This window comes from Halomonas sp. YLGW01 (assembly GCF_014840935.1).
GTDB lineage: Bacteria > Pseudomonadota > Gammaproteobacteria > Pseudomonadales > Halomonadaceae > Onishia.
The window spans coordinates 631,024-649,095 of sequence record NZ_CP062005.1 but is presented as its reverse complement, the minus strand read 5'-3'; the positions used below and the strand labels follow the sequence as shown (position 1 = coordinate 649,095).

The window sequence follows — 18,072 nt, the reverse complement described above, 5'->3', positions numbered from 1 at the left end:
TTGAGCAAGATGATGTGATGCGTCAACTCCCACCAACATCAAACCCATTCATGCAAGATCTTGCACCATATTAATCGCACGATCCAAGTATTCTTTACCTCGAACCCATCGAGGGTGACTTGTTCGTATACAGTTCACATTACCCACTTTAAAATGCCACAGACGTCGAGGCTCAATCACCTCGACAGTCTCATACTCGGGAAAGCACTCTTTGATATATTTATCGCGACCCGGACCGGTCGTAAAAACGACCACACTTGGCTTCAATATTTGAATCTGCGCTCGAAGAAGATTAAAAGAAAGTCTTTTAACAACATCAAATGCCGCTGGGGGAAGCCTTTCTGAACTACCCGACTTATAGCTTAGACAAAACTGATTAGACCAAAGAGCCGCATCTTTAGAACCAGGATTAACTCTGGAGGAGAGCTTCCTATAAAACTGCAAGAAAGTGCTTGTTTTAGCTCCTGATGCAGAAAATTGCTGGGAGAGTTGCATGGAAGCATCGAGCCCAGCCTCATCAATCAAGAATTTATTCTTTATATCACAAACCTTATTTCTCCAACCGCGGGGCTCTTGACCTACGACGAATACGCGAGGATGACTTGAAAAGTATCTTGGTGAAGGAGACGGAAGGAAAATACCTGAGAGCTCTTGATAACTGGAGAAAAGGGATCCAATCTCTTCCCGCCTCAAAATTTGGTTATACTCTGACTTCAAATCTTCTACAGCTTGACCATGGTGATGCATACTTTTGACGTGCTCAGCCTCCTCCCTAGAAACCCAACTAACATAAGCATCCCCTTGTTCAATTTTAAGGATGGCCCCGCCCGACTCTACCTTATCCCGCTCGTTTCGTTTAACCAACTCATCATCTACTCGCCGTATCAACTGGTGGTGATATTTCGCGGAGTAAAGCCGATCAGATGCAGGATCATCAAAATGAAAACTCGAATGACCAATATGAACATCCTCAGGCCAAGTACACAGCACGGCCCAGCCATTAATTATAGATTTGGGTATTCCTTTGGGCGGCTGCTCAGGGAGAAACTCGAAGTCCAAGCCTGAATATGGAAAAACAAAATCCATTAAATCAATCCTTATAAATAAATTTTCTTGCCGAAAAGCGCATTCTCAGATCTATATCTAAGGCGCCGAAAATGGAATCGATATACCTGTTATCTCTAGCGATTTATGTAGTGAACATGCCAGCCGCCCGACGATCGCCTTCATCTCCTCAATCAGCTTTTCATAGCTCAAGGCGATATCATTGATGTTGGGAAGCGAGTAATAAACGGAATCGCCCTTAAAGGGGCAGTGAGCCACGGTGGGGGAAATCGAAAGCTTCGCCATATCCACATCCGTTTTCGGGAGCTCTCTTTTAAGATCAGACCAATGGGGATAGCCGCTCTCGCGCAGTTCGATGGCGCTGGCGATCAGGTTGTCGTTGGAATAGATGCGTACCCGGCAGGGGTGCGGGTGCAGGGTGATGCGGGGATCACTTGATGAATCGGACATGGCGCAGTTCCTTTGCGTTATCCCTTATCTGCAACCCAGAGTAACAGCCTGAAACGGGCTGTCACCCCGCCATCGGCTAGTTGTCCTCAACGTGCTTTGTCAGGACAGGCGTTCCAGATCGCCTGCCCGGTCGATATCCAGGTGGATGCCGGGGTCGTCGACGGAAAGCTCGAGATAGTGCTGTCGATTAGCGCGGATCACGCTTTTCGCGCCTTGATCGCGGCTCTCTTTATCAACTTCGCTGTCGCCCAGGGCCGCAAGCTCAGCCCAGAAGGCGCGGCCGAACAGCACCGGGTGGCCGGGGCGACCGGCTTGCACCGGCCGCACGATATGCTCGCGCCCAGCCTCGCGCTTGAGGGCGTTCAGGGTGGCCGGGCGCAGGGCGGGCATGTCGCCGAGCAGGATGGCGGCGGCCTCTATGTCGGCGAGCGCGGCGTCGGCGGCCAGTGCCGTGAAGGCATCGCCGATGCTCGCGCCCAGCCCCTCAGTGGCTCGGGGAGCTCGGATGATGGGGGTATCGGGGGCGAGCCCAAGCGCATCGGGGTCGTCGCCTTCACGCAGCACCACGCGTAGGGCGGGAAAGGCGGAGGACGCCGCGGCCACGCTGGCGGCGAGCAGGCGGCGACCATCCGGCAGAGCCGCCAGGCGCTTGTCGGCAGCACCGAAGCGCTTGGAAACACCGGCGGCCATGATCACGGCAACGCTTTTGACGTTCTCGCTGTCGCCATGGGCACTGGCACTTGTATCGGGCGTGGCGCCGGACTTGGCATCGTGCGTGGCGTCAGAAAACGCGGGATGGGCAGTCATGGCGTAGGGCTTGGCTCGTGGGGATAAAGGGCTGCCGGGCAGGATAGCGCACCAACGCTTGGATTGTCCCTTGGCGTGAAGGGGCCGCGGCGTATCGAGCTCCCTGCTTCTCGCTACGACAGTGCCTTCGTTGAGAACAGCGCAAGGCAAGCCCCAATCTGCCCACCGGCACCGCATGGGCAGGCGGGCGCTGCTGGGCGTATGCTGAAGGCATTGAGACATAGATCACGCATATCCGACCAACAAACGACAGACGACGGGTAACTAACCACAAGGAGTCGAGATGGCTTCATCGATCTTCAGGCCGCGCCCGCGCGGCGGTGCCTGGCCGGTGGCGGTCGCCTGGCTGGGAGTCGTCCTGCTGGTGGCCGCTGCGGCGCTGATGGCGGGCGCCGGCACGGCATACAAGTGGGATTGGGTGTCGCTGGGCACCTCGTTCTCGATGCTGCGCCAGGGCGCGCACCTGGCGGTGGGTGCCGGGGCGGTGGGGCTGGTCACGGTGCTGGTGGCGGCCTTCTGCCGCCGCTGGCGCCCGGTGCTGGTGGGGCTGCTCACCAGCACGGCGGTGGTGGCGATGGTCGCCCTGCCCGCCCAGATGATGCAGCGGGCACAATCGGTGCCGCCGATCCATGACATCACCACCGACCTCGAGTATCCGCCCGCCTTCGAGGCGCTGGCCGCGGCGCGGGAAGCCGCCCCTAACGCGGTGGCCTACCCTCAGCGCTTCGCCGCTCAGCAGCGGGCCGCCTATGGCCGGCTACATGCGATCACACTGCCGCTTCCGATGGAGGACGCCATGATCGCGGCGAAGGCCACGGTAGAGGCGCAGGGCTGGGAGATCGCCGCCGTCACCGACTCGACGCTGGAGGCCACTGCCACTACCCGCTGGTTCGGCTTCAAGGACGATGTGGTGATCCGCCTGACGGAAACGAGCGACGGCGTGCGGGTCGACATGCGCTCGGCCTCGAGGGTCGGCCAGAGCGACCTGGGCACCAATGCCGAACGCATCCAGGACTTCCTGGTGGCCCTGGATGCACGGGTGGCGCAGTGAGGCGGCACGAGATGTCAGGGGAAGCGTCCACGGCCTTGAAACCGCCCCGGCTCGATATGTCACCCTGAATAAACACCACCTTGTCGCCCTGCACGGGCTATCTTCAAGGTTCCACAAACCGCCAGAGAAAAAGGAGACTTCTCATGAGCGACCGGAATGCCTATGAGCAGAAGCTGCGTGCCAAGCTGGATGAGCTGCAGGCCGAGATGGATAAACTGAAGGCTCGCGCCCAGGGAGCTCAAGCCGATGCGCAAATCGAGCGAGACAAGGAGCAGGAAATCGATCGGCTCGAAGCGAAACGCGAAGAGATGCGCCAGAAGCTCGATGAACTGCGCCACTCCAGCGACGGCGCCTGGGACGACATCAAGGCTGGCGCGGAACGCGCCTGGGCCTCGTTGAGCGACTCCCTGGAGAAGGCGCGTAACCGCTTCAAGTAACCCCCCGCCTGCAGGCTCAGCAGTTCACGAGTGGCGCCCATCGGCGGCGCCCTCGTGGCCCTTCCTTGTGGCCCTTCCTTTTCCTGCCCTTCACGCCACCCATGCCATGTCGTCATGCTGGGCAGGGCCGTTGCGCCCGATGGTGGTGCACGCCGGGACGCCTCCACCTCGGCCCAACTGCCTCAGGCGTTGCTCTTGTGGGTGGGCGTGGGCGGATCGGTGGCCTCATCGGCCTTAGCCTCCTGCCCTGCTTCGACGCCTTTCACGTCTTCCTCTGCTTCGGCGGCTTTCACATCGTCCGCGGAGTCAGCGGCTTTCGCCTCTTGCTCCGCTTCGGCAACCTCTGCAGCTTTGGCTTCGGCCTCTTCGGCTTCCTCGATAATGTCCGCCTCGGGCAGCAGCGGCTCGCCCTCCTCGTCCTGTAGCTGATGATCGTAGGCCGCCTGGAGACCGGAGTCTTCCTCGGCTTCTTCCTCTTCGGCCTGGGCGATGTAGCCCGGGTAGAACGGCGAGAGGATGGCCACCAGGATGCCGAGGGCGGAGAACATGGCAAAGGCACTGGCGTAGCCGAAGCTGTTCACCAGCATGCCGACCACCGGCGAGCCGGTCGCCTGGCCCACCGATACCGCCATGAAGGGCAGCACCGGGCCCATCGACAGGCGGCCCGGCAACAGGCGGATGCCGGTCATCAGATAAAGGCCGGTCAGGCTCATGTAGGCCAGGCCGAAGACCAGCGCGGAGAAAGCCGCCAGCGCCGTCTGACCGGGGCTCGCCGCGAGCAGGGCCAGGCTTGCCGCCAGCATCATCAGCATCAGGGCGTGGGTGATGGGCGGGTTGTTGCGATCGGCCAGATCGGCCACCACGGCCCCACCTAGGCCGGCGATCCCCACCGCGAGCCACAGCCACCCGGTGGCGCTAGACGGCAGGCCGCCCAGGGTGACCACCAGATCAGGCGCGAAGATCCAGTAGGCAGCCGATACGAAGCCCATCACGAAGGCAAACAGCGTGAGCCGAACGAGGCGCGACCAGGGCAGCTCGCTGACCGGGGGCGGCGCCGCGGCGTTCGCCGGCATGATCCGTGATACCGAGGGCAGGAAAAACCAGGCGGCGATCAGGCCGATACCGGCCAGGATAGCGAAGGAGAGATAGGCGAGACGCCAGGCGCCGGCCAGGAATAGCACCGTCGGCACGGCAACGACCACGCCGATACTGGTGCCCGCGTTCATCACCGAGCTGACACGCCCGTGCAGCGAGCGCCTCACCAGCGCCTGCATGGCGGCGGTGAGCGCCGGCATCATCAGGCCGGTACAGATGCCGCAGGCAAAGACCCCAGCGCCGAGGGTCAGCGCGTCGGAAGCCTGGCTGATCAGCGAGAGGCCGCCGACACCGAAGGCACCGGACAGCACCGCCGCGTTGCGGGCACCGAGATGATCGGCGGTGAACGGGGCGATCAGCGTGGCCAACAGGAAACTGATCAGGGGCAGCGCGCCGATGATACCGATCACGTAGGGCGTGAGTTCCAACTCGTCGCGAATGGGGGGCACGAACAGGCCGAAGGCGAAGCGCGCCAGCCCGTAACTGATCGCGATCAGCGCGGCACCGAAGAGCGCGAACCCGGTGCTCGAAAGCGTCGTCTTCATGCGTCCTCCTCAAGGCAAGCGGCGGCCCATGCCGGTGCCGGGCGCCCCCCCTGGCGCGCCACGACCGCCCGATGATGTGCCATATCACGGTATGTCTTGATCACCCTGTCCCCTCACAGCCTGAATGCCTTTAATGACGGCCACCTTGACCCGGCAGCTACGGCGAGAGGGTCACAGCCGACGCTCTCCTCGCCTCACCGGCCAAGTGAAGCAGCATGGGGCAAAGGCTGCTGTTCCATCCCCGACGGTATCAGACTCACTCCCGCCCCGGTCCAGACATCAACCGGCGACAGACTGTATTGAGATAGCGGTTGGGATGGGCCTGAAGGTTGGAATGAGCATGCTTCCAGAAGTCGGGCAGAGCCTACATCACCCTAGCAACACAATGGCGGGAGCGCCCATGACCGGACGCCGAACGTGCTAGCCTTGCCCCACCTTCACCTGGACAGCGGATTATTCATGGAAGAGATCGGATTGAGATGGTTGCTGGGCCAGGGCGTCAGCCTGGTGGCCTTGGCCCTGTGCCTGGTGGGGTTCGCCAGCAAGCGCGACGACAAGCTGTTCGTGCTGCTGCTGTTCGCCAACATGGCCTTCGCCGCGCAATTCGCGCTGTTCGAGAGCTGGGTGGCGGCCGGCATCTCGGCGCTGATCGTGCTGCGCATCGCCCTGGTGCGACGCTTTCCGCGTCACCGCAGGCTGATGGTGATGATGCTGCTGGCCACCCTGGCGGTGGCCCTGCTGACCTGGAGCGGCCCGCGGGACATCCCGGCCCTGACGGCCGGGCTGCTGGGCACCTGGGGAATGTTCATGCTGCGCGGCATCGCCATGCGCGCCGCCCTGGCCGTGGCCGCGCTGTGCTGGGTCATCAGCAACCTGCTGGCCGGCTCGATCGGCGGCACCCTCGCCGAAAGCCTGATCTTCGTGACCAACGTGATTACCATCTTCCGCCTGCGGCGAGATGCCCGGCTGCGCTACATCCATGGCTGAGGCGACTACTTGCTTGTCTGCTGGCCTTTGATTTCACTCAGTTGTTCCAGCAGTTCCGGAATGTTGTCTTGGATGATGCTCCACACGGTATCGTCGTCGATCCCCAGATAGGCATGGATCAGGCGATTCCGGGTGGCAATGATCATCCGCCAGGGAATTTCCGAATACCGCTGACGGACAGCATCAGGAATGCGAGTTGCCGCTTCGCCGATCAGCTCGAGGTTACGCAGCGTGGCGTCGTAGGTGAGGTCATGGGCAATGAAGCCATCCTGATCCAGGCCTTCCGTGTAGGACAGGACCTTCTCGGCGAAGCCGATCATGTCATCGATATAGAAGCGCCATTCGCGCTGGGGGCGAGACTCAGACACGCAGCGCCTCACGCTCGACATAGGGCCTGAGCTCGGAGCGAAGCGCCTTGTCGGTCACCAGGTCCACGGGATGACCCAGCAGATCCTCCAGGTAGAACTGCACCCCAAAATAGCGGGCCGAGGTCGCCGGGCCATCGAAACTTACCAGGATATCGATATCACTGTCGTCTCGAGCCTCGTCGCGGGACATGGAGCCGAAGAGCCGCAATGACCTGACCCCATACTCGCTGACCAGGGTCGACAGGTGGTCTCGCAACAGTTGCATGGCCTTGGTTCTGTTCATCTTCCGCTACCTCTCCCAGCATCTAACCTCCAGGATATCGATCCCTTTGGCCTCGCATGGATCAGCCTAGCATGGGGTCGAAGCAATCCCCAGCGGGCCCCGCCACCACCGTTACTTCATCGTAAAGCCGCGTTCGATCAGGAAGTCGCGCATGTGCGGACGCAGCTTGGTATCGAACAGCGGGGTGAGGTTGTGGGACCAGTCGGTGTCCTTGGTGCCGCCGCTGCGCGCGCTGTAGTAGCGCTGCATGGAGGCGTCGAAGGTCGTCACCTCGTCGCGATCCTCGGTGTAGACATCCTCCTTGAGGATCGCCTCCACCGGCAGGCGCGGCTTGATGTCCGGAGTCTGGGCCGGGTAGCCGAGGCACATGCCGAACACCGGATAGACGTGCTCGGGCAGGCGCAGCAGCTCGCTGACCGTCTGCGGATCGTTGCGGATGCCGCCGATGTAGCAGATGCCCAGGCCCTCGGATTCGGCGGCGATCGCCACGTTCTGAGCCATCAGGGCGGTATCGACGCTGGCCACCAGCAGCTGCTCGGTCATGCCCCGCACCACATTGGCCCCGGTGCGCTCGGCGGCCTCGGTGGGACGTTTCATGTCGGCGCAGAACACCAGGAAGTCGGAGGCGCTGGCCACATAGGCCTGGCCGCCGGCCAGTTCGGCGATCTTTTCGCGGTTGGTCGGGTTCTTGACGTGGATGACGCTGTACGCCTGCACGTGGCTGGAGGTGGCGGCACTCTGGCCGGCGCTGACAAGCTCGACCAGCAGGTCATGGGGAATCTTCTGCTCGGTGAACTTGCGGATCGAACGATGAGATTTCAGCAGCTCGATGGTGGGGTTCATGGGACCTCGCGGGATGCAATCGGGTGATTAACCGGGATAGCGGCGGCGGCCGACCCGGCAGCGGTCTCCTGCCAAGATACCTAGCCCGCTTATTATCTTCCACCACGAATGTCGGAGCCCCCTCGCCGCCTGCCGGCCTGCAGCAGCCCGACCCCGGCGAGGATCGCTAGCATGGCGACGAGGTCCATCGCCCGCACCGGCTCGTCGACCAGCAGCACGCCGATCAGCAACGCCACCACCGGCGGAATGTAGGTGACGCCTGAGGCAACCACGGCCCCCAGCCTTTCGACGATGAAGTAATAGAGGATGTAGGCCACCCCGGTGCCGAGAAGCCCCAGGCCGATCACCAGGCCCCAGGCGGCCCGGGGTTGGGCGAACAGGGCCTGCATGCCTTCAAGGTCGGTGATCGCCAGCAGCAACAACAGGGCGAAGCCGGTCTGGTAGGTGGCCAGCGCCAGCGGCGGCAGGCCCAGGGGGCTCACGAACCTGCGCGCGTAGACGAACGACAGCCCCACGCTCAGCGAACCGATCACCATGTACAGCACGCCCAGCGGGGCGATCTCGCCGACCGGCCCCTGCCAGGGGCGGGCGATCAGCAGCACGCCGAGAAAGCCCAGCAGGGTGCCGCCGACGGAGCGGGCATTCAGCGGCTCGCTGCGCAGGAAGGCCCAGGCGGCGACGAAGGTGAACAGCGGGATGGCGCCGCTGAGCATGCCGGCGAGGCTCGAGAGCAGCAGCGCCGTGCCCTGGGCGAAGGCGACGTAGTAGATCGCCGTAGCCAGCAGGGCCATGACGATGAAGTGGTGGGCATGGCGCAGGTGGGCAAGCCGCAGCGAGCGGGTCGCCAGGCCGACGACGAGGATCGGCAGGAAGCCGAAGATCACCCGCAGCAGCGCCACCTGGGAGGCGGTGATCCAGTCGGCGGCCCACTTCATGAACAGGAAGTTACTGCCCCAGATCATCCCCAGCAGCAGGAAGGCGAGATAGGCCGCCTGTTGGCCGCTGTTGCTCTCGCTGCCAGCGCCCGGGGCCGAGGCTGAAGAAAGGGCCAGCTTGCGATCGCTCATGACGCGACTCCTGTCTCGTTGGGCGTGAAACGCATTGAAGGACAGGCGCAGCGTGCCGGGATTGACGCTCCCGCAAAAACGTTATCTCCTTGCCCCAGGGTGTAGAAAATCTACAGGCAAGGTGCTCATGACCCGCAAGCCCAAACTGGATTCCCTGCGCGTGTTCGAGGTGGCGGCCCGGCGGGGCAACTTCCGCCTCGCCGCCGAGGAGCTCCACCTGACCCAGAGCGCAGTGGCCCAGCGCATCCGCCAGCTCGAAGCGACGCTCGGCGTCGCGCTGTTCGTGCGCGAGCCGCGCGGCCTCACGCCGACCGAGGTGGGTCGGCGCTATCTCACCGACCTTCAGCCGGCGCTGGCGATGATCGACGAGGCCACCCGCCGCGTGGCCTGGCAGGATCGCCCCCTGACTCTCAGCGTGACGCCCTCCTTCGCCGCCAAGTGGCTGATGCCGCGCCTGGGTGACTTCCGCGAGGCGCATCCGGGGCTCGATCTGAAGCTCGAGGCCAGCGAGCGGCTGGCCGACTTCGTCACCGACGGGGTCGACTTCGCCATTCGCCAGGGGCGGCCACCGTTCGGCGAGGGCCTGCACCATGAACGGCTGACCCGGCTGAACCTTTGCGTGCTGTGCAGCCCGGCCTACCTGGCGCGCCAAGGCGGTGCGATCGACCTCTCGGACCTGTCGGCGCAGACCCTGAGCGACGACGTGCACGGCCTCTGGCAACGCTTCACCACGCAGCTGCCCGGGCAGGCACAGGCCCGCCGGCTGCGCTTCAGCCATACCAGCCTGGCCATCGACGCTGCCCTGTCCGGCCAGGGCATCGTGCTGGCCCCTCGCCTGCTGGTGGCCCAACACCTCGCCCGTGAGGAACTGGCGGTGCTCGCGGCCCTGCCCGACGACGACGAGGGCTTCTATCTGGTCTTCCCCGAGGCGCGTCTCGAGGAGGCACGCCGGGTGCTGCTGCCCTGGCTCAGCGCCCAGCTGGACCCGGCGCGCTGAGCGCGCTCATCGACTCTCGCACCGACGTTTCGAACCCGCCTAGCGCAGTGCCTCGGCGATGCCGCGCTCGCCGTCGAGCAGGTGGAACTCGCGGCCGGTGAGATCTTCTGCCTGCACCAGATGCACCAGCGCATGGGCGACATTGGCTCGCGAGACGGTGTTCTCGCCGCCGGTCTCGGCAAGCGAAGTGGCGACGCGCTGGGTGGCGGGTTCATCGATCAGGCGCCCGGGCTTGAGGATCAGGTAGGGCACGTTCGAGGCCCTCAGGTAGGCATCGGCAGAGAACTTGGCGGCCATGTAGGGGCGCAGCTTCTCGGGGGCCTCCTGGGGATTCTCGGCGCGCAGGGCGCTGACCATCAGGAAGCGCTTGATGCCGAGCTCGCGGGAGACATCGATGGCGCGGGTGGCGGCGTAGAGATCGATCAGCAGGGTCTTGTCCGAGCCGGTATGGGGGCCGGACCCGGCGGTGAACAGCACCTGGTCGCAGCCTTCGAAGGCGTGGCGGAAGTCGCCCTCGAGATCGGCGATCACGGCATCGATGCCGCGCTCGGCGAACCAGGCCCGCTGGTCTTCGTTGCGGATCATCGCCTTGATGGGAAGGCCGGCCTGGGCGGCCAGGGCGCAGAACTGGTGGCCGATCTGGCCGTTGGCACCGATCACCAAGGTGGTCATGCGCGTCTCCTTGTCAGCTGGTGAGATAAGCCACCAAGCGTAGCATGGGGCCGCGACCGTCGGCCTGGCAGGCCTAAGCTGGAAGAGTTGGCAGAGCTGGCGGAACTGGCGGAACTGGCGGAACTGGCGGAACTGGCAGAACTGGCAGAACTGGAGAGAGCAGGCCCGCTGGCGTAAGCTCGCCGTCCCCCGTCGATGCCCCAAGGAGAGTGCCGTGAACCCCGAAGACCTGGAACGCCTGGTGACCCTGAAGATGCCCTTCGGCAAGCACCAGGGCACCCTGATCGCCGACCTGCCCGGCGGCTATCTCAACTGGTTCGCCCGGGAAGGCTTTCCCAACGGCGAGATCGGAAGGCTCCTGCAGCTGATGCAGGAGATCGACCACAACGGCCTGAGCGAACTGCTCGACCCGCTGCGCCGCCGCGGCTGAGCCGTCCGCCTCAGGTCTTTTCCGGTGGCATCACCACCCACTCGGGCTCCTCTAATTCGCCGATCATGCGCACCTCGCAGCCGGGGGCGGCGCTTTGGATGATGGCGTCGATGGCCGGCGGGTGCTCGGCTTCCATGGCGTCCCGGCTGGCCTTGCTGTCCCAGCGGGCGATGGCGATCAGCGTGTCGGGGTCGCCGATCTTGCGGTGCAGCTCGGTGCCGCGGGCTCCGGGCGCCTGCTGGATGAGCTCGCTGGCCCGCACCCAGGCATCAGCGTAGTCCTCGGCGGTGTAGCCCGGCTTGATGCGCACCTCGAACAGATACTTCATGCTGGCCTCCTGTCGATCAGTGCCCTCAGAGACGGCGGCAGGGCAGCGTAGAGCCTCTCGGTAAGGGCCGCCTCATGGCGTTGCCAGAGGATACCCAGCCAGATCACCCCGAGGCCAATCAGGGTCAGCGCGATGGGAAACAGCAGGCTGTCCTCGAAGACGTCGTAGGCCAGGTGGCCCAGATAGCCCGCGGTGCCCAGGCCACCGAAGACCACGAAGACTCGCCGCAGGAGGACGGCGCCGACGACGATCATCACCAGGTTGATGCACAGGTAGCCGACACGCTGCCACTCGCTCTCCGAGGAATGCAGCGACAGTCCGCCCCAGAAGGCCGCCACCCCGAACAGGTAGAGCCAGAAGGCATAGTCATTGGAATCGTCCTTGAAATCGCCCTTAGCATCGTCCCTGGCACCGCCCTTGGCTTCGCTTCTGGCATCGCCCCGCGCCACCTGAGCCAGACGGCTCCGCAGGTCGATCCAGACGGCCAGCACCACGATGGCGAGCCCCACCCACAGCGAGACCCGATGACGCAGCGCCCAGGTCAGTCCGTCCTCGTCGAACAGCAAGGGCGCCAGGTCCATGCTCAGGTACCAGAGGGTCACCGCCACGGGCATCACCAGGAAGGGCAGGCGATAGCGCCACAGCATCGCCGCGCCGCTGGCGAGGGTGCCGAGCTCCATCACCAGCCAGCGCCAGTCGATGTGGGTGTGATACTCGCGATAGACGTGCCCCTCGGCCCACCAGCCCAACATGACCTGAAGCCCGTAAATGGCGAGCGGCGTGAGCACCACCACGAAGGCCGCGGCGAGTCCGGCGGGAATCGGCAGCTGGCGACGCAGGAAGGATTCGGTGAGCCAAAGCCCGGCCACGGCGTAGAGCAGCGCGATCGCGACCAGCCCGGCACCGCCGAAGCGCTCCCAGCCCAGTGTCATGAACAGGCTCATGGCGCCGATGGCGATCAGGCCACCGAGGTAATAGAGGATGTGGGTGAAGCGAAGTCGCGGGGTGTCCTCCCCCTGCGCGAGGAGGAACTCCCAGAGCGGCCCGGCCTGCTCCTCGCGGATCACACCGGCCTTGGCGGCCTTCTCCAGCTGGTGGCGTTGCACGTCCATGTCATTATCTCGCTTGGATGGCTCTTGGGCGCGGCCGGAACACTGCCTGCGCTCGGCTATAGGAGACAAGCGCCGCCGTGTCCGCCGGGGTAGCTCACCACCGGTAGCGAGGCGACGTCATGGAAGCCGCGCCGGTGATAGAAGCGCTGAGCTCGGGTAGCCTCGCGAATGTGCATCTTCCCTCCCCCGGCTCGCCTGCAGATGACATGCCCGCCTCACATCACACTACAGCGTAGCCGCCCTGACAGGCCCGGTCGCCGCCCGACCGCCAATAGGGTGCCAGCATGTGAGGCCTGATGTGTGTTGTGAGTACCGTGAAGTGAGTGCCGTGGTGTGAGTGCCGAAGAGCGAGTGCCGTGGTGCGCCATGGGTGCTAGCTTGAAATCAGACACCCGGGCGAGGCGCGGCCATGAGCGGCGAGTGCAGGCTGGAAGTCATGAACCCCGCGACCCTCGACGAGACGGCACGAGAGGAGCTCGCCGATGAGCTCAAGGCGCTGAGTGACCAGATCTTCATCGGCGTCAGTCGGGCGGAGCTCATGGCCGAGGTGCTGACGCCGCCAGCGCGACGCACGCGCCTGCAGCTGCTGCGCGACGCCAGCGGCACGCTGATCGGCTACTGCGGGGTACACCTGTACGAGAAGCGCGTGCTCGGGCGGCAACAGCTCATCCTGCGCTCCGAAGCGGGCCTCCTTCCGGCCTACCGGGGCAGCGGTTGCACCCTTCGCTTCGGCCTTCGCCAGACGTTGACCTGCCGGCTCCGGCACCCGTTCCGGCGCCTCGACCTGTTCTGCACCCTGGTGCACCCCTCGAGCTACCGCCTACTGGCGGGCCGCTTCGCCGAGATGTCTCCCCTGCCCGGCCGGCCCGTACCACCAGACACCCGGGCACTGATGCAGGGCATGGCCGAGGCCTTCGGAGAATGCCCCGTGGCCTGGGGCGACAAGGGGCTTCGCCGAGTGGGCTGGATCACCCGCGACAGCGAGCATGACCGCCAGGCCTGGGAGACCAGCGAGGCCCCGGAGGTGCGCTTCTTCCTCAAGCGCAACCCGGGGTATCGCCAGGGCATCGGCCTGGTGGTGCTGGTTCCCCTGAGCTGGCACAACCTGCTGCGCTCCGCCTGGCGCCGCCTGCGACGCGGGCACTCCCGCGGCCTCGGCGGACGCCCCAGCGGCTACTCGAAGCTGGCGCAGACGGCGGACTGAGCCGAGGGATCGTGGCGTTCCACATGCGTGGTGGCCATCTCGCCGGCCAGGATGGGGATATGCCACTGGTGGTCATGCTGCATGCCATCGCAGGTGCCGGCGGTGCCGCCACCGAAGTTGGAATCGATCCAGTAATCGACCGCGTAGCGACCACCGGCCTTGAGCGCACCGGGGAAGCTGAACGAGAAGGCCGGCGCGCCGTCGGCGGAGACGGTGCCCGACTCCACCGCGAGCACTTCGCCGGAGTCGGTATCCACCAGCGCCGCCTGGATGGCCTGGCCACCGTGGGGGCCGCCGAAGCTGGCGTCGCCCTGGAAGGTGAGGTCGTGACCATCGGCGGCCAGCGCCGCGCTGGCCAACAAGGTCATTGAGAGCATGGCCGTGGAGAGCAAGGCCTTAGAGAGCAAGGCCGTGGCGAACAGCCGCGAAGGTGCCGGCCCGCCCGTGTAGTAATGACTGTCCATGATGTGAACCTCCCGAAGCATGATGAAGGGGCATGACGACCCCAAAGGGCCTGATCACAGCATAGTGGCTCCCCCGGCCGGCCGCCGGGCGACCCAGCACCTATAGTGACGGAGAGCCCTTGCCCGCCTGGAGTAATGTTCCATGAGTGAGCCCACGCCCATTGCCGTCATCGTCGGCAGCCTGCGCCAGGCATCGTTCAATCGCCTGGCGGCCCAGGCCCTGATCGATCTCTCCCCCGCCTCGCTGAACATGGCGATGGTGGAGATCGGCAACCTGCCGCTCTATAACCAGGACTTCGATGACGACTCGCCGGCCTCCTACCAGCTGTTTCGCGCCCAGCTCCGCGCGGCCGGGGGCTATGTGTTCGTCACTCCGGAGCACAACCGCTCGATGCCCGCGGCACTGAAGAACGCCCTGGACATCGGTTCCCGCCCGGCCAGGGAGAATGCCTGGGCCGGCAAGCCCGGCGCCGTGATCAGCGGCTCGCCCTCGCTGATGGGTGGCTTCGGCGCCAGCCATCACCTGCGCCAGGTGCTGGTCAACCTGGATGTGGCCTGCATGCCCCAGCCGGAGACCTATCTGAGCCGGGTCCAGGAGCTGTTCGACGAGCACGGCCAGCCCACCGAGCGCTGTCGCGACTATCTGCAACGTTTCCTGAACGGCTATGCCCAGTGGGTCAAGAGGATCTCTCCATGAGCAACACCGACCAACACCCTGACGCTTCCAACTCCCGCGACTGCCCGCTGGTCCATGGCGAGCGGGTCTGCCAGCGGATCAGGGCCCGGGGCACCGATGTCGGCGGCATTCCGGTGGCAAGGGCCCTGCCGACCCGGGAGCGCCGGCGCATCGGCGCCTGGTGTTTCCTCGATCACATCGGCCCGGTGGAGATCCCCGAGGGCGCGCCGGGCCTGCGGGTGGGGCCGCACCCGCACATCGGCCTGCAGACCTTCACCTGGATGATCGAGGGCGAGCTGTTGCATCGCGACAGCCTGAGCTCGGCGCAGCCGATCCGCCCCGGCCAGGTCAACCTGATGACCGCGGGGCGCGGCATCGCCCACACCGAGGAGTCGCTGCAGGACACCCGGCGTCTGCATGCGGCCCAGCTATGGATCGCCCTGCCAAGGGTCGATGCCTGCACCTCGCCACGCTTCGATCACTACCCGGTGTTGCCGCGCTGGAATCATGCCGGCATGACGCTGACTCTGCTGGCCGGCGAGCTCCTCGGCCATCGGGCGCCGACCCTGGCCTTCTCCGAGCTGATGGGACTGGAGATCTACAGCCCGGTCGCCAGCGAGGTGACCCTGTCCCTCGACACCCGCTTCGAATACGGCCTGCTGGTCCTGGTGGGCGAGATGGAGATCGGCAAGAGCAAAAGCGGTGAAAACGAGAGCAAAGGGAATAAAAGCGCTAAGAACGCGCACGATGGAGACAAAAGTGGCGGCGAGCGTTTCGCCCCCAACGAGCTGGCCTATCTGGGTCAGGGACGCGACCGCCTGACGATCAAGACTGCGCCCGGCAGCCGGGCGTTGCTGCTGGGCGGCGAACCCGATGACGAGGAGATCCTGATCTGGTGGAACTTCGTCGGCCGCAGCCGCGACGAGATCATCCGCGCCCAGCAGGACTGGGAATCCGGCAGCGAGCGCTTCCCCCCGGTGCCCGGCTTTCAGGGGCCGCGCCTCGATCCCCCACCGCTGCCCTGGAAGGCCGAGGAACCGACTGTCCGCGCGCCGAAGGTCCCGCCGGATCAGTCTGCCGAATGAGGGAAATCATCGACTAAAGGCTTACAAAACGTGACATTCTGAGCGTTTCTGACCATATTATTAAGCGATGTGCCTCCACTGCCACTGCTCCCTCATCGCAAGGAAACCCTCACATGATGCCCCCTTCACGTTGTGCCACGCTGATCGCCGTCCCGCTGCTGTGTCTGGCCAGCTCCGCCCAAGCGCTGAACTGGCAGGCCGCACCGCTCTACGAAACCATCGAGCTGGCATCCGGCTTCCAGCCCGACCCGCACCAGCTCAGCGTCAGCGCGGGCGGTGACACCGCGGCCGCCGAAGCGGGCCCCAACTGCAGCGGCTACGTAAACGGCGACAAGCCCGACGTGGACATCAACTACCAGGCCGGCCAGTTCCCGCTGACCATCTATGTCGAATCCGCAGCGGATACCACCCTGGTGGTCTACGATGCCGACGGCAACTGGCACTGCAACGACGACTACTCGACCACCAGCGGCAGCAACCCGGCCCTCACGTGGCGCTCACCGACCTCCGGCAACTACAACGTCTGGGTCGGCACCTACGAGTCCAGCGGGACGCCACAGGCGGTCATCAAGGTCTCCGAGCGCGATCCCGAGTGGACCGGCATGTCAGGCGGCAGCGCCTCTAGCGGCGGCATGGTCAGCAGCGTCAATGACATCGAGTGGGGCGACAACACCAGCCAGTGGGCCAACGACGGCGAGTGCGACGACCCGCGCTTCACCGGCCCCGGCGTGCACTCCCTCAACCTCGACGAGGACCGCTACCACGACGCCGCCGACTGCCGACGGCTCTATGAGCAGGGTCAGATCACCCGGGCCTCAGGCGGCGAGATGGTCAGTAGCGCCAACGACATCCAATGGGGCGACAACACCAGCCAGTGGGCCAATGACGGCGAGTGTGACGACCCGCGCTTCGCCGGTCCCGGGGTGAATGGGAATAACCTCGCCGAAGATCGCTATCACGACGCCGCCGACTGCCAGCGCCTCTACGAACAGGGCCAGATCTACCTGCAATGATCCCGCACCGGCCATGAGCGATGGCCGGTTCAGCAGGCGGCCTCTTTTTCCTCGCGCCAGGTCAAATGACCTGGCGCTCTCGCGTGTGCGTCCTGCCCGTCAAGCGACTACATCCAGCCCTTGCGGCGGAAGAGCCAGATCAGGCTGGTGGCAATCACGGCCATCGCGCCAAGCAGGACGAAGTAGCCATATTGATAGCCGAGTTCCGGAATATAGGCGAAGTTCATGCCATAGAGCCCGGCCAGGAAGCCGAGAGGCACGAAGATGGCGGTGATCACGGTGAGCACGCGCATGGTGATGTTGAGCTGGTGCGACGAGATGGAGATATAGCCATCCACCAGGTCACCGCAGATGTCGTAGTACATCTGGGTCAGGCTGTGCAGGCGCTCGAAACGCTCGTGTACGTCATTGACGGCGTGCAGGGTGTCGGCCTCTTCCCGGGGCAGATGATCGTAGTCGTAGGCCATCAGCTCCTGAGTGATCGCCTGGTGGTAATTGAAGACCCGGCGCATCTTCACCAGCCGTGACTTATAGCTGATGATCCGCTTCATCAGGCCGTCGTTGCCGGCCTCGATCAGCCCATCCTCGAGATCGCTGAGCTGGGTCTCGAACTCGAGCAGGCTCTCGAGATAGAAACCCGCCGAGAGGTGCATGATCTTGAGTGCCAGCTGACCGGGCGATTTCGCCAGCAGCTTGCTGCCATCCTGTCCCCACATCCGGTCGATGCTCATGGCCAGGCTCGGGTGCAGGCTGATCAGGTAGCGCTCGCCGATGAAGAAGGCCACCTGCTGCGGCGCATAGTTGAGCTCCGCATCGAAGGACGAGATCCCTCGGTAGATGATCAGGGTATGGGTCTCGAACTCCTCGACCTTGGGGGGGTGGCGCTCCCGCTGGGCATCGATAATCGCCAGCGGGTGGCAGTCGAAGGCCTCGAGCAGCGCCTGCTGCTCGTCGGATGCGCTGCTCTGCAGGTCGATCCAGATGCGGCTGTCCGGTTGTTCATGCCAGCGGGCGATCAGCTCTTCGCCACCGATGTGGGACTGGCCGTCGGTGTCGAGCAATAGAGTGCGAATCATGGGGCGCATCCTGGCGT

The 18,072-nt window shown here is 64.4% G+C and carries 22 protein-coding genes; 9 read left to right on the top strand and 13 right to left on the bottom strand.

Annotated elements, in window-relative coordinates; translation table 11 throughout:
- Window positions 1-48: 48 nt before the first annotated feature.
- The 3 genes from IEJ03_RS03070 to IEJ03_RS03060 all read right to left on the bottom strand — a co-directional run bounded on the left by IEJ03_RS03070 (window position 49) and on the right by IEJ03_RS03060 (window position 2,322).
- Window positions 49-1,086 (bottom strand): hypothetical protein, encoded by a 1,038-nt coding sequence (locus tag IEJ03_RS03070; RefSeq protein WP_192036256.1) that lies wholly within the window; start codon window positions 1,084-1,086, stop codon window positions 49-51.
- 57 nt (window positions 1,087-1,143) lie between these two features.
- Window positions 1,144-1,515, bottom strand: a complete 372-nt coding sequence (locus IEJ03_RS03065; RefSeq protein WP_192036255.1) for a DUF427 domain-containing protein — start codon at window positions 1,513-1,515, stop codon at window positions 1,144-1,146.
- A gap of 99 nt (window positions 1,516-1,614) precedes the next feature.
- Window positions 1,615-2,322, bottom strand: coding sequence for an NTP transferase domain-containing protein (locus tag IEJ03_RS03060; protein WP_192036254.1), 708 nt, complete (start codon window positions 2,320-2,322; stop codon window positions 1,615-1,617).
- A 283-nt stretch (window positions 2,323-2,605) separates the two neighbouring features.
- On the opposite strand from IEJ03_RS03060, the gene IEJ03_RS03055 reads away from it, so the two are divergent.
- Entirely contained in the window at window positions 2,606-3,373 is a 768-nt protein-coding gene (locus IEJ03_RS03055; protein ID WP_192036253.1) for a DUF1499 domain-containing protein, read from the top strand.
- A 143-nt stretch (window positions 3,374-3,516) separates the two neighbouring features.
- On the top strand, window positions 3,517-3,810 hold the full coding sequence (locus IEJ03_RS03050; protein ID WP_192036252.1) for a coiled coil domain-containing protein: 294 nt from the start codon (window positions 3,517-3,519) through the stop codon (window positions 3,808-3,810).
- A gap of 182 nt (window positions 3,811-3,992) precedes the next feature.
- On the opposite strand, the gene IEJ03_RS03045 is transcribed toward IEJ03_RS03050, so the two are convergent.
- Window positions 3,993-5,450 (bottom strand): MFS transporter, encoded by a 1,458-nt coding sequence (locus IEJ03_RS03045; RefSeq protein ID WP_242458032.1) that lies wholly within the window; start codon window positions 5,448-5,450, stop codon window positions 3,993-3,995.
- 459 nt (window positions 5,451-5,909) lie between these two features.
- Here IEJ03_RS03045 and IEJ03_RS03040 point away from each other — a divergent pair, with 459 nt between their 5' ends.
- Window positions 5,910-6,437, top strand: a complete 528-nt coding sequence (locus tag IEJ03_RS03040) for a YgjV family protein (protein WP_192036251.1) — start codon at window positions 5,910-5,912, stop codon at window positions 6,435-6,437.
- 5 nt (window positions 6,438-6,442) lie between these two features.
- Here the strand turns inward: IEJ03_RS03040 and IEJ03_RS03035 are convergent, their stop codons facing one another.
- The 4 genes from IEJ03_RS03035 to IEJ03_RS03020 all read right to left on the bottom strand — a co-directional run bounded on the left by IEJ03_RS03035 (window position 6,443) and on the right by IEJ03_RS03020 (window position 8,998).
- Complete coding sequence (locus IEJ03_RS03035; protein WP_242458031.1) at window positions 6,443-6,805, bottom strand: DUF86 domain-containing protein; 363 nt, start codon at window positions 6,803-6,805, stop codon at window positions 6,443-6,445.
- Window positions 6,798-7,088: a nucleotidyltransferase family protein gene (locus IEJ03_RS03030; protein ID WP_202884391.1), complete on the bottom strand. Its 291-nt coding sequence runs from the start codon at window positions 7,086-7,088 to the stop codon at window positions 6,798-6,800. Before IEJ03_RS03030 ends, IEJ03_RS03035 begins: the two co-directional genes overlap by 8 nt.
- Window positions 7,089-7,199: 111 nt before the next feature.
- Window positions 7,200-7,931 carry an oxygen-insensitive NADPH nitroreductase gene (gene nfsA, locus IEJ03_RS03025; protein ID WP_192036249.1) on the bottom strand — a complete coding sequence of 244 codons (732 nt, stop codon included), beginning with the start codon at window positions 7,929-7,931 and terminating at the stop codon, window positions 7,200-7,202.
- 92 nt (window positions 7,932-8,023) lie between these two features.
- On the bottom strand, window positions 8,024-8,998 hold the full coding sequence (locus tag IEJ03_RS03020; RefSeq protein ID WP_192036248.1) for a DMT family transporter: 975 nt from the start codon (window positions 8,996-8,998) through the stop codon (window positions 8,024-8,026).
- A 127-nt stretch (window positions 8,999-9,125) separates the two neighbouring features.
- Here IEJ03_RS03020 and IEJ03_RS03015 point away from each other — a divergent pair, with 127 nt between their 5' ends.
- Window positions 9,126-9,995 carry a LysR substrate-binding domain-containing protein gene (locus tag IEJ03_RS03015; protein WP_192036247.1) on the top strand — a complete coding sequence of 290 codons (870 nt, stop codon included), beginning with the start codon at window positions 9,126-9,128 and terminating at the stop codon, window positions 9,993-9,995.
- 39 nt (window positions 9,996-10,034) lie between these two features.
- Here IEJ03_RS03015 and IEJ03_RS03010 read toward each other — a convergent pair whose 3' ends face one another.
- The gene (locus tag IEJ03_RS03010) at window positions 10,035-10,667 is read right to left on the bottom strand and encodes an SDR family oxidoreductase (RefSeq protein WP_192036246.1); all 633 of its coding nucleotides are present in this window, start codon (window positions 10,665-10,667) and stop codon (window positions 10,035-10,037) included.
- Window positions 10,668-10,881: 214 nt separating this feature from the next.
- Here IEJ03_RS03010 and IEJ03_RS03005 point away from each other — a divergent pair, with 214 nt between their 5' ends.
- Window positions 10,882-11,097: a DUF3820 family protein gene (locus IEJ03_RS03005; protein ID WP_136253969.1), complete on the top strand. Its 216-nt coding sequence runs from the start codon at window positions 10,882-10,884 to the stop codon at window positions 11,095-11,097.
- A 10-nt stretch (window positions 11,098-11,107) separates the two neighbouring features.
- Here IEJ03_RS03005 and IEJ03_RS03000 read toward each other — a convergent pair whose 3' ends face one another.
- Both IEJ03_RS03000 and IEJ03_RS02995 read right to left on the bottom strand, forming a co-directional pair.
- Window positions 11,108-11,425, bottom strand: a complete 318-nt coding sequence (locus tag IEJ03_RS03000) for an antibiotic biosynthesis monooxygenase family protein (RefSeq protein ID WP_192036245.1) — start codon at window positions 11,423-11,425, stop codon at window positions 11,108-11,110.
- Window positions 11,422-12,537: a DUF2157 domain-containing protein gene (locus tag IEJ03_RS02995; RefSeq protein WP_192036244.1), complete on the bottom strand. Its 1,116-nt coding sequence runs from the start codon at window positions 12,535-12,537 to the stop codon at window positions 11,422-11,424. Before IEJ03_RS02995 ends, IEJ03_RS03000 begins: the two co-directional genes overlap by 4 nt.
- 409 nt (window positions 12,538-12,946) lie before the next feature.
- On the opposite strand from IEJ03_RS02995, the gene IEJ03_RS02990 reads away from it, so the two are divergent.
- Window positions 12,947-13,741 (top strand): hypothetical protein, encoded by a 795-nt coding sequence (locus tag IEJ03_RS02990; protein ID WP_192036243.1) that lies wholly within the window; start codon window positions 12,947-12,949, stop codon window positions 13,739-13,741.
- On the opposite strand, the gene IEJ03_RS02985 is transcribed toward IEJ03_RS02990, so the two are convergent.
- A complete protein-coding gene (locus tag IEJ03_RS02985; RefSeq protein ID WP_242458030.1) occupies window positions 13,711-14,205 on the bottom strand; it encodes a hypothetical protein in 495 nt (164 codons plus the stop codon). The genes IEJ03_RS02990 and IEJ03_RS02985 overlap by 31 nt on opposite strands.
- 142 nt (window positions 14,206-14,347) lie before the next feature.
- On the opposite strand from IEJ03_RS02985, the gene IEJ03_RS02980 reads away from it, so the two are divergent.
- The 3 genes from IEJ03_RS02980 to IEJ03_RS02970 all read left to right on the top strand — a co-directional run bounded on the left by IEJ03_RS02980 (window position 14,348) and on the right by IEJ03_RS02970 (window position 16,979).
- Window positions 14,348-14,902, top strand: coding sequence for an NAD(P)H-dependent oxidoreductase (locus tag IEJ03_RS02980; RefSeq protein ID WP_192036242.1), 555 nt, complete (start codon window positions 14,348-14,350; stop codon window positions 14,900-14,902).
- Window positions 14,899-15,966: a pirin family protein gene (locus tag IEJ03_RS02975; protein ID WP_192036241.1), complete on the top strand. Its 1,068-nt coding sequence runs from the start codon at window positions 14,899-14,901 to the stop codon at window positions 15,964-15,966. Before IEJ03_RS02980 ends, IEJ03_RS02975 begins: the two co-directional genes overlap by 4 nt.
- Before the next feature lie 113 nt (window positions 15,967-16,079).
- Entirely contained in the window at window positions 16,080-16,979 is a 900-nt protein-coding gene (locus tag IEJ03_RS02970; RefSeq protein ID WP_192036240.1) for a hypothetical protein, read from the top strand.
- Window positions 16,980-17,086: 107 nt separating this feature from the next.
- Here the strand turns inward: IEJ03_RS02970 and IEJ03_RS02965 are convergent, their stop codons facing one another.
- Window positions 17,087-18,055 carry a magnesium transporter CorA family protein gene (locus tag IEJ03_RS02965; protein ID WP_192036239.1) on the bottom strand — a complete coding sequence of 323 codons (969 nt, stop codon included), beginning with the start codon at window positions 18,053-18,055 and terminating at the stop codon, window positions 17,087-17,089.
- Window positions 18,056-18,072: the final 17 nt, after the last annotated feature.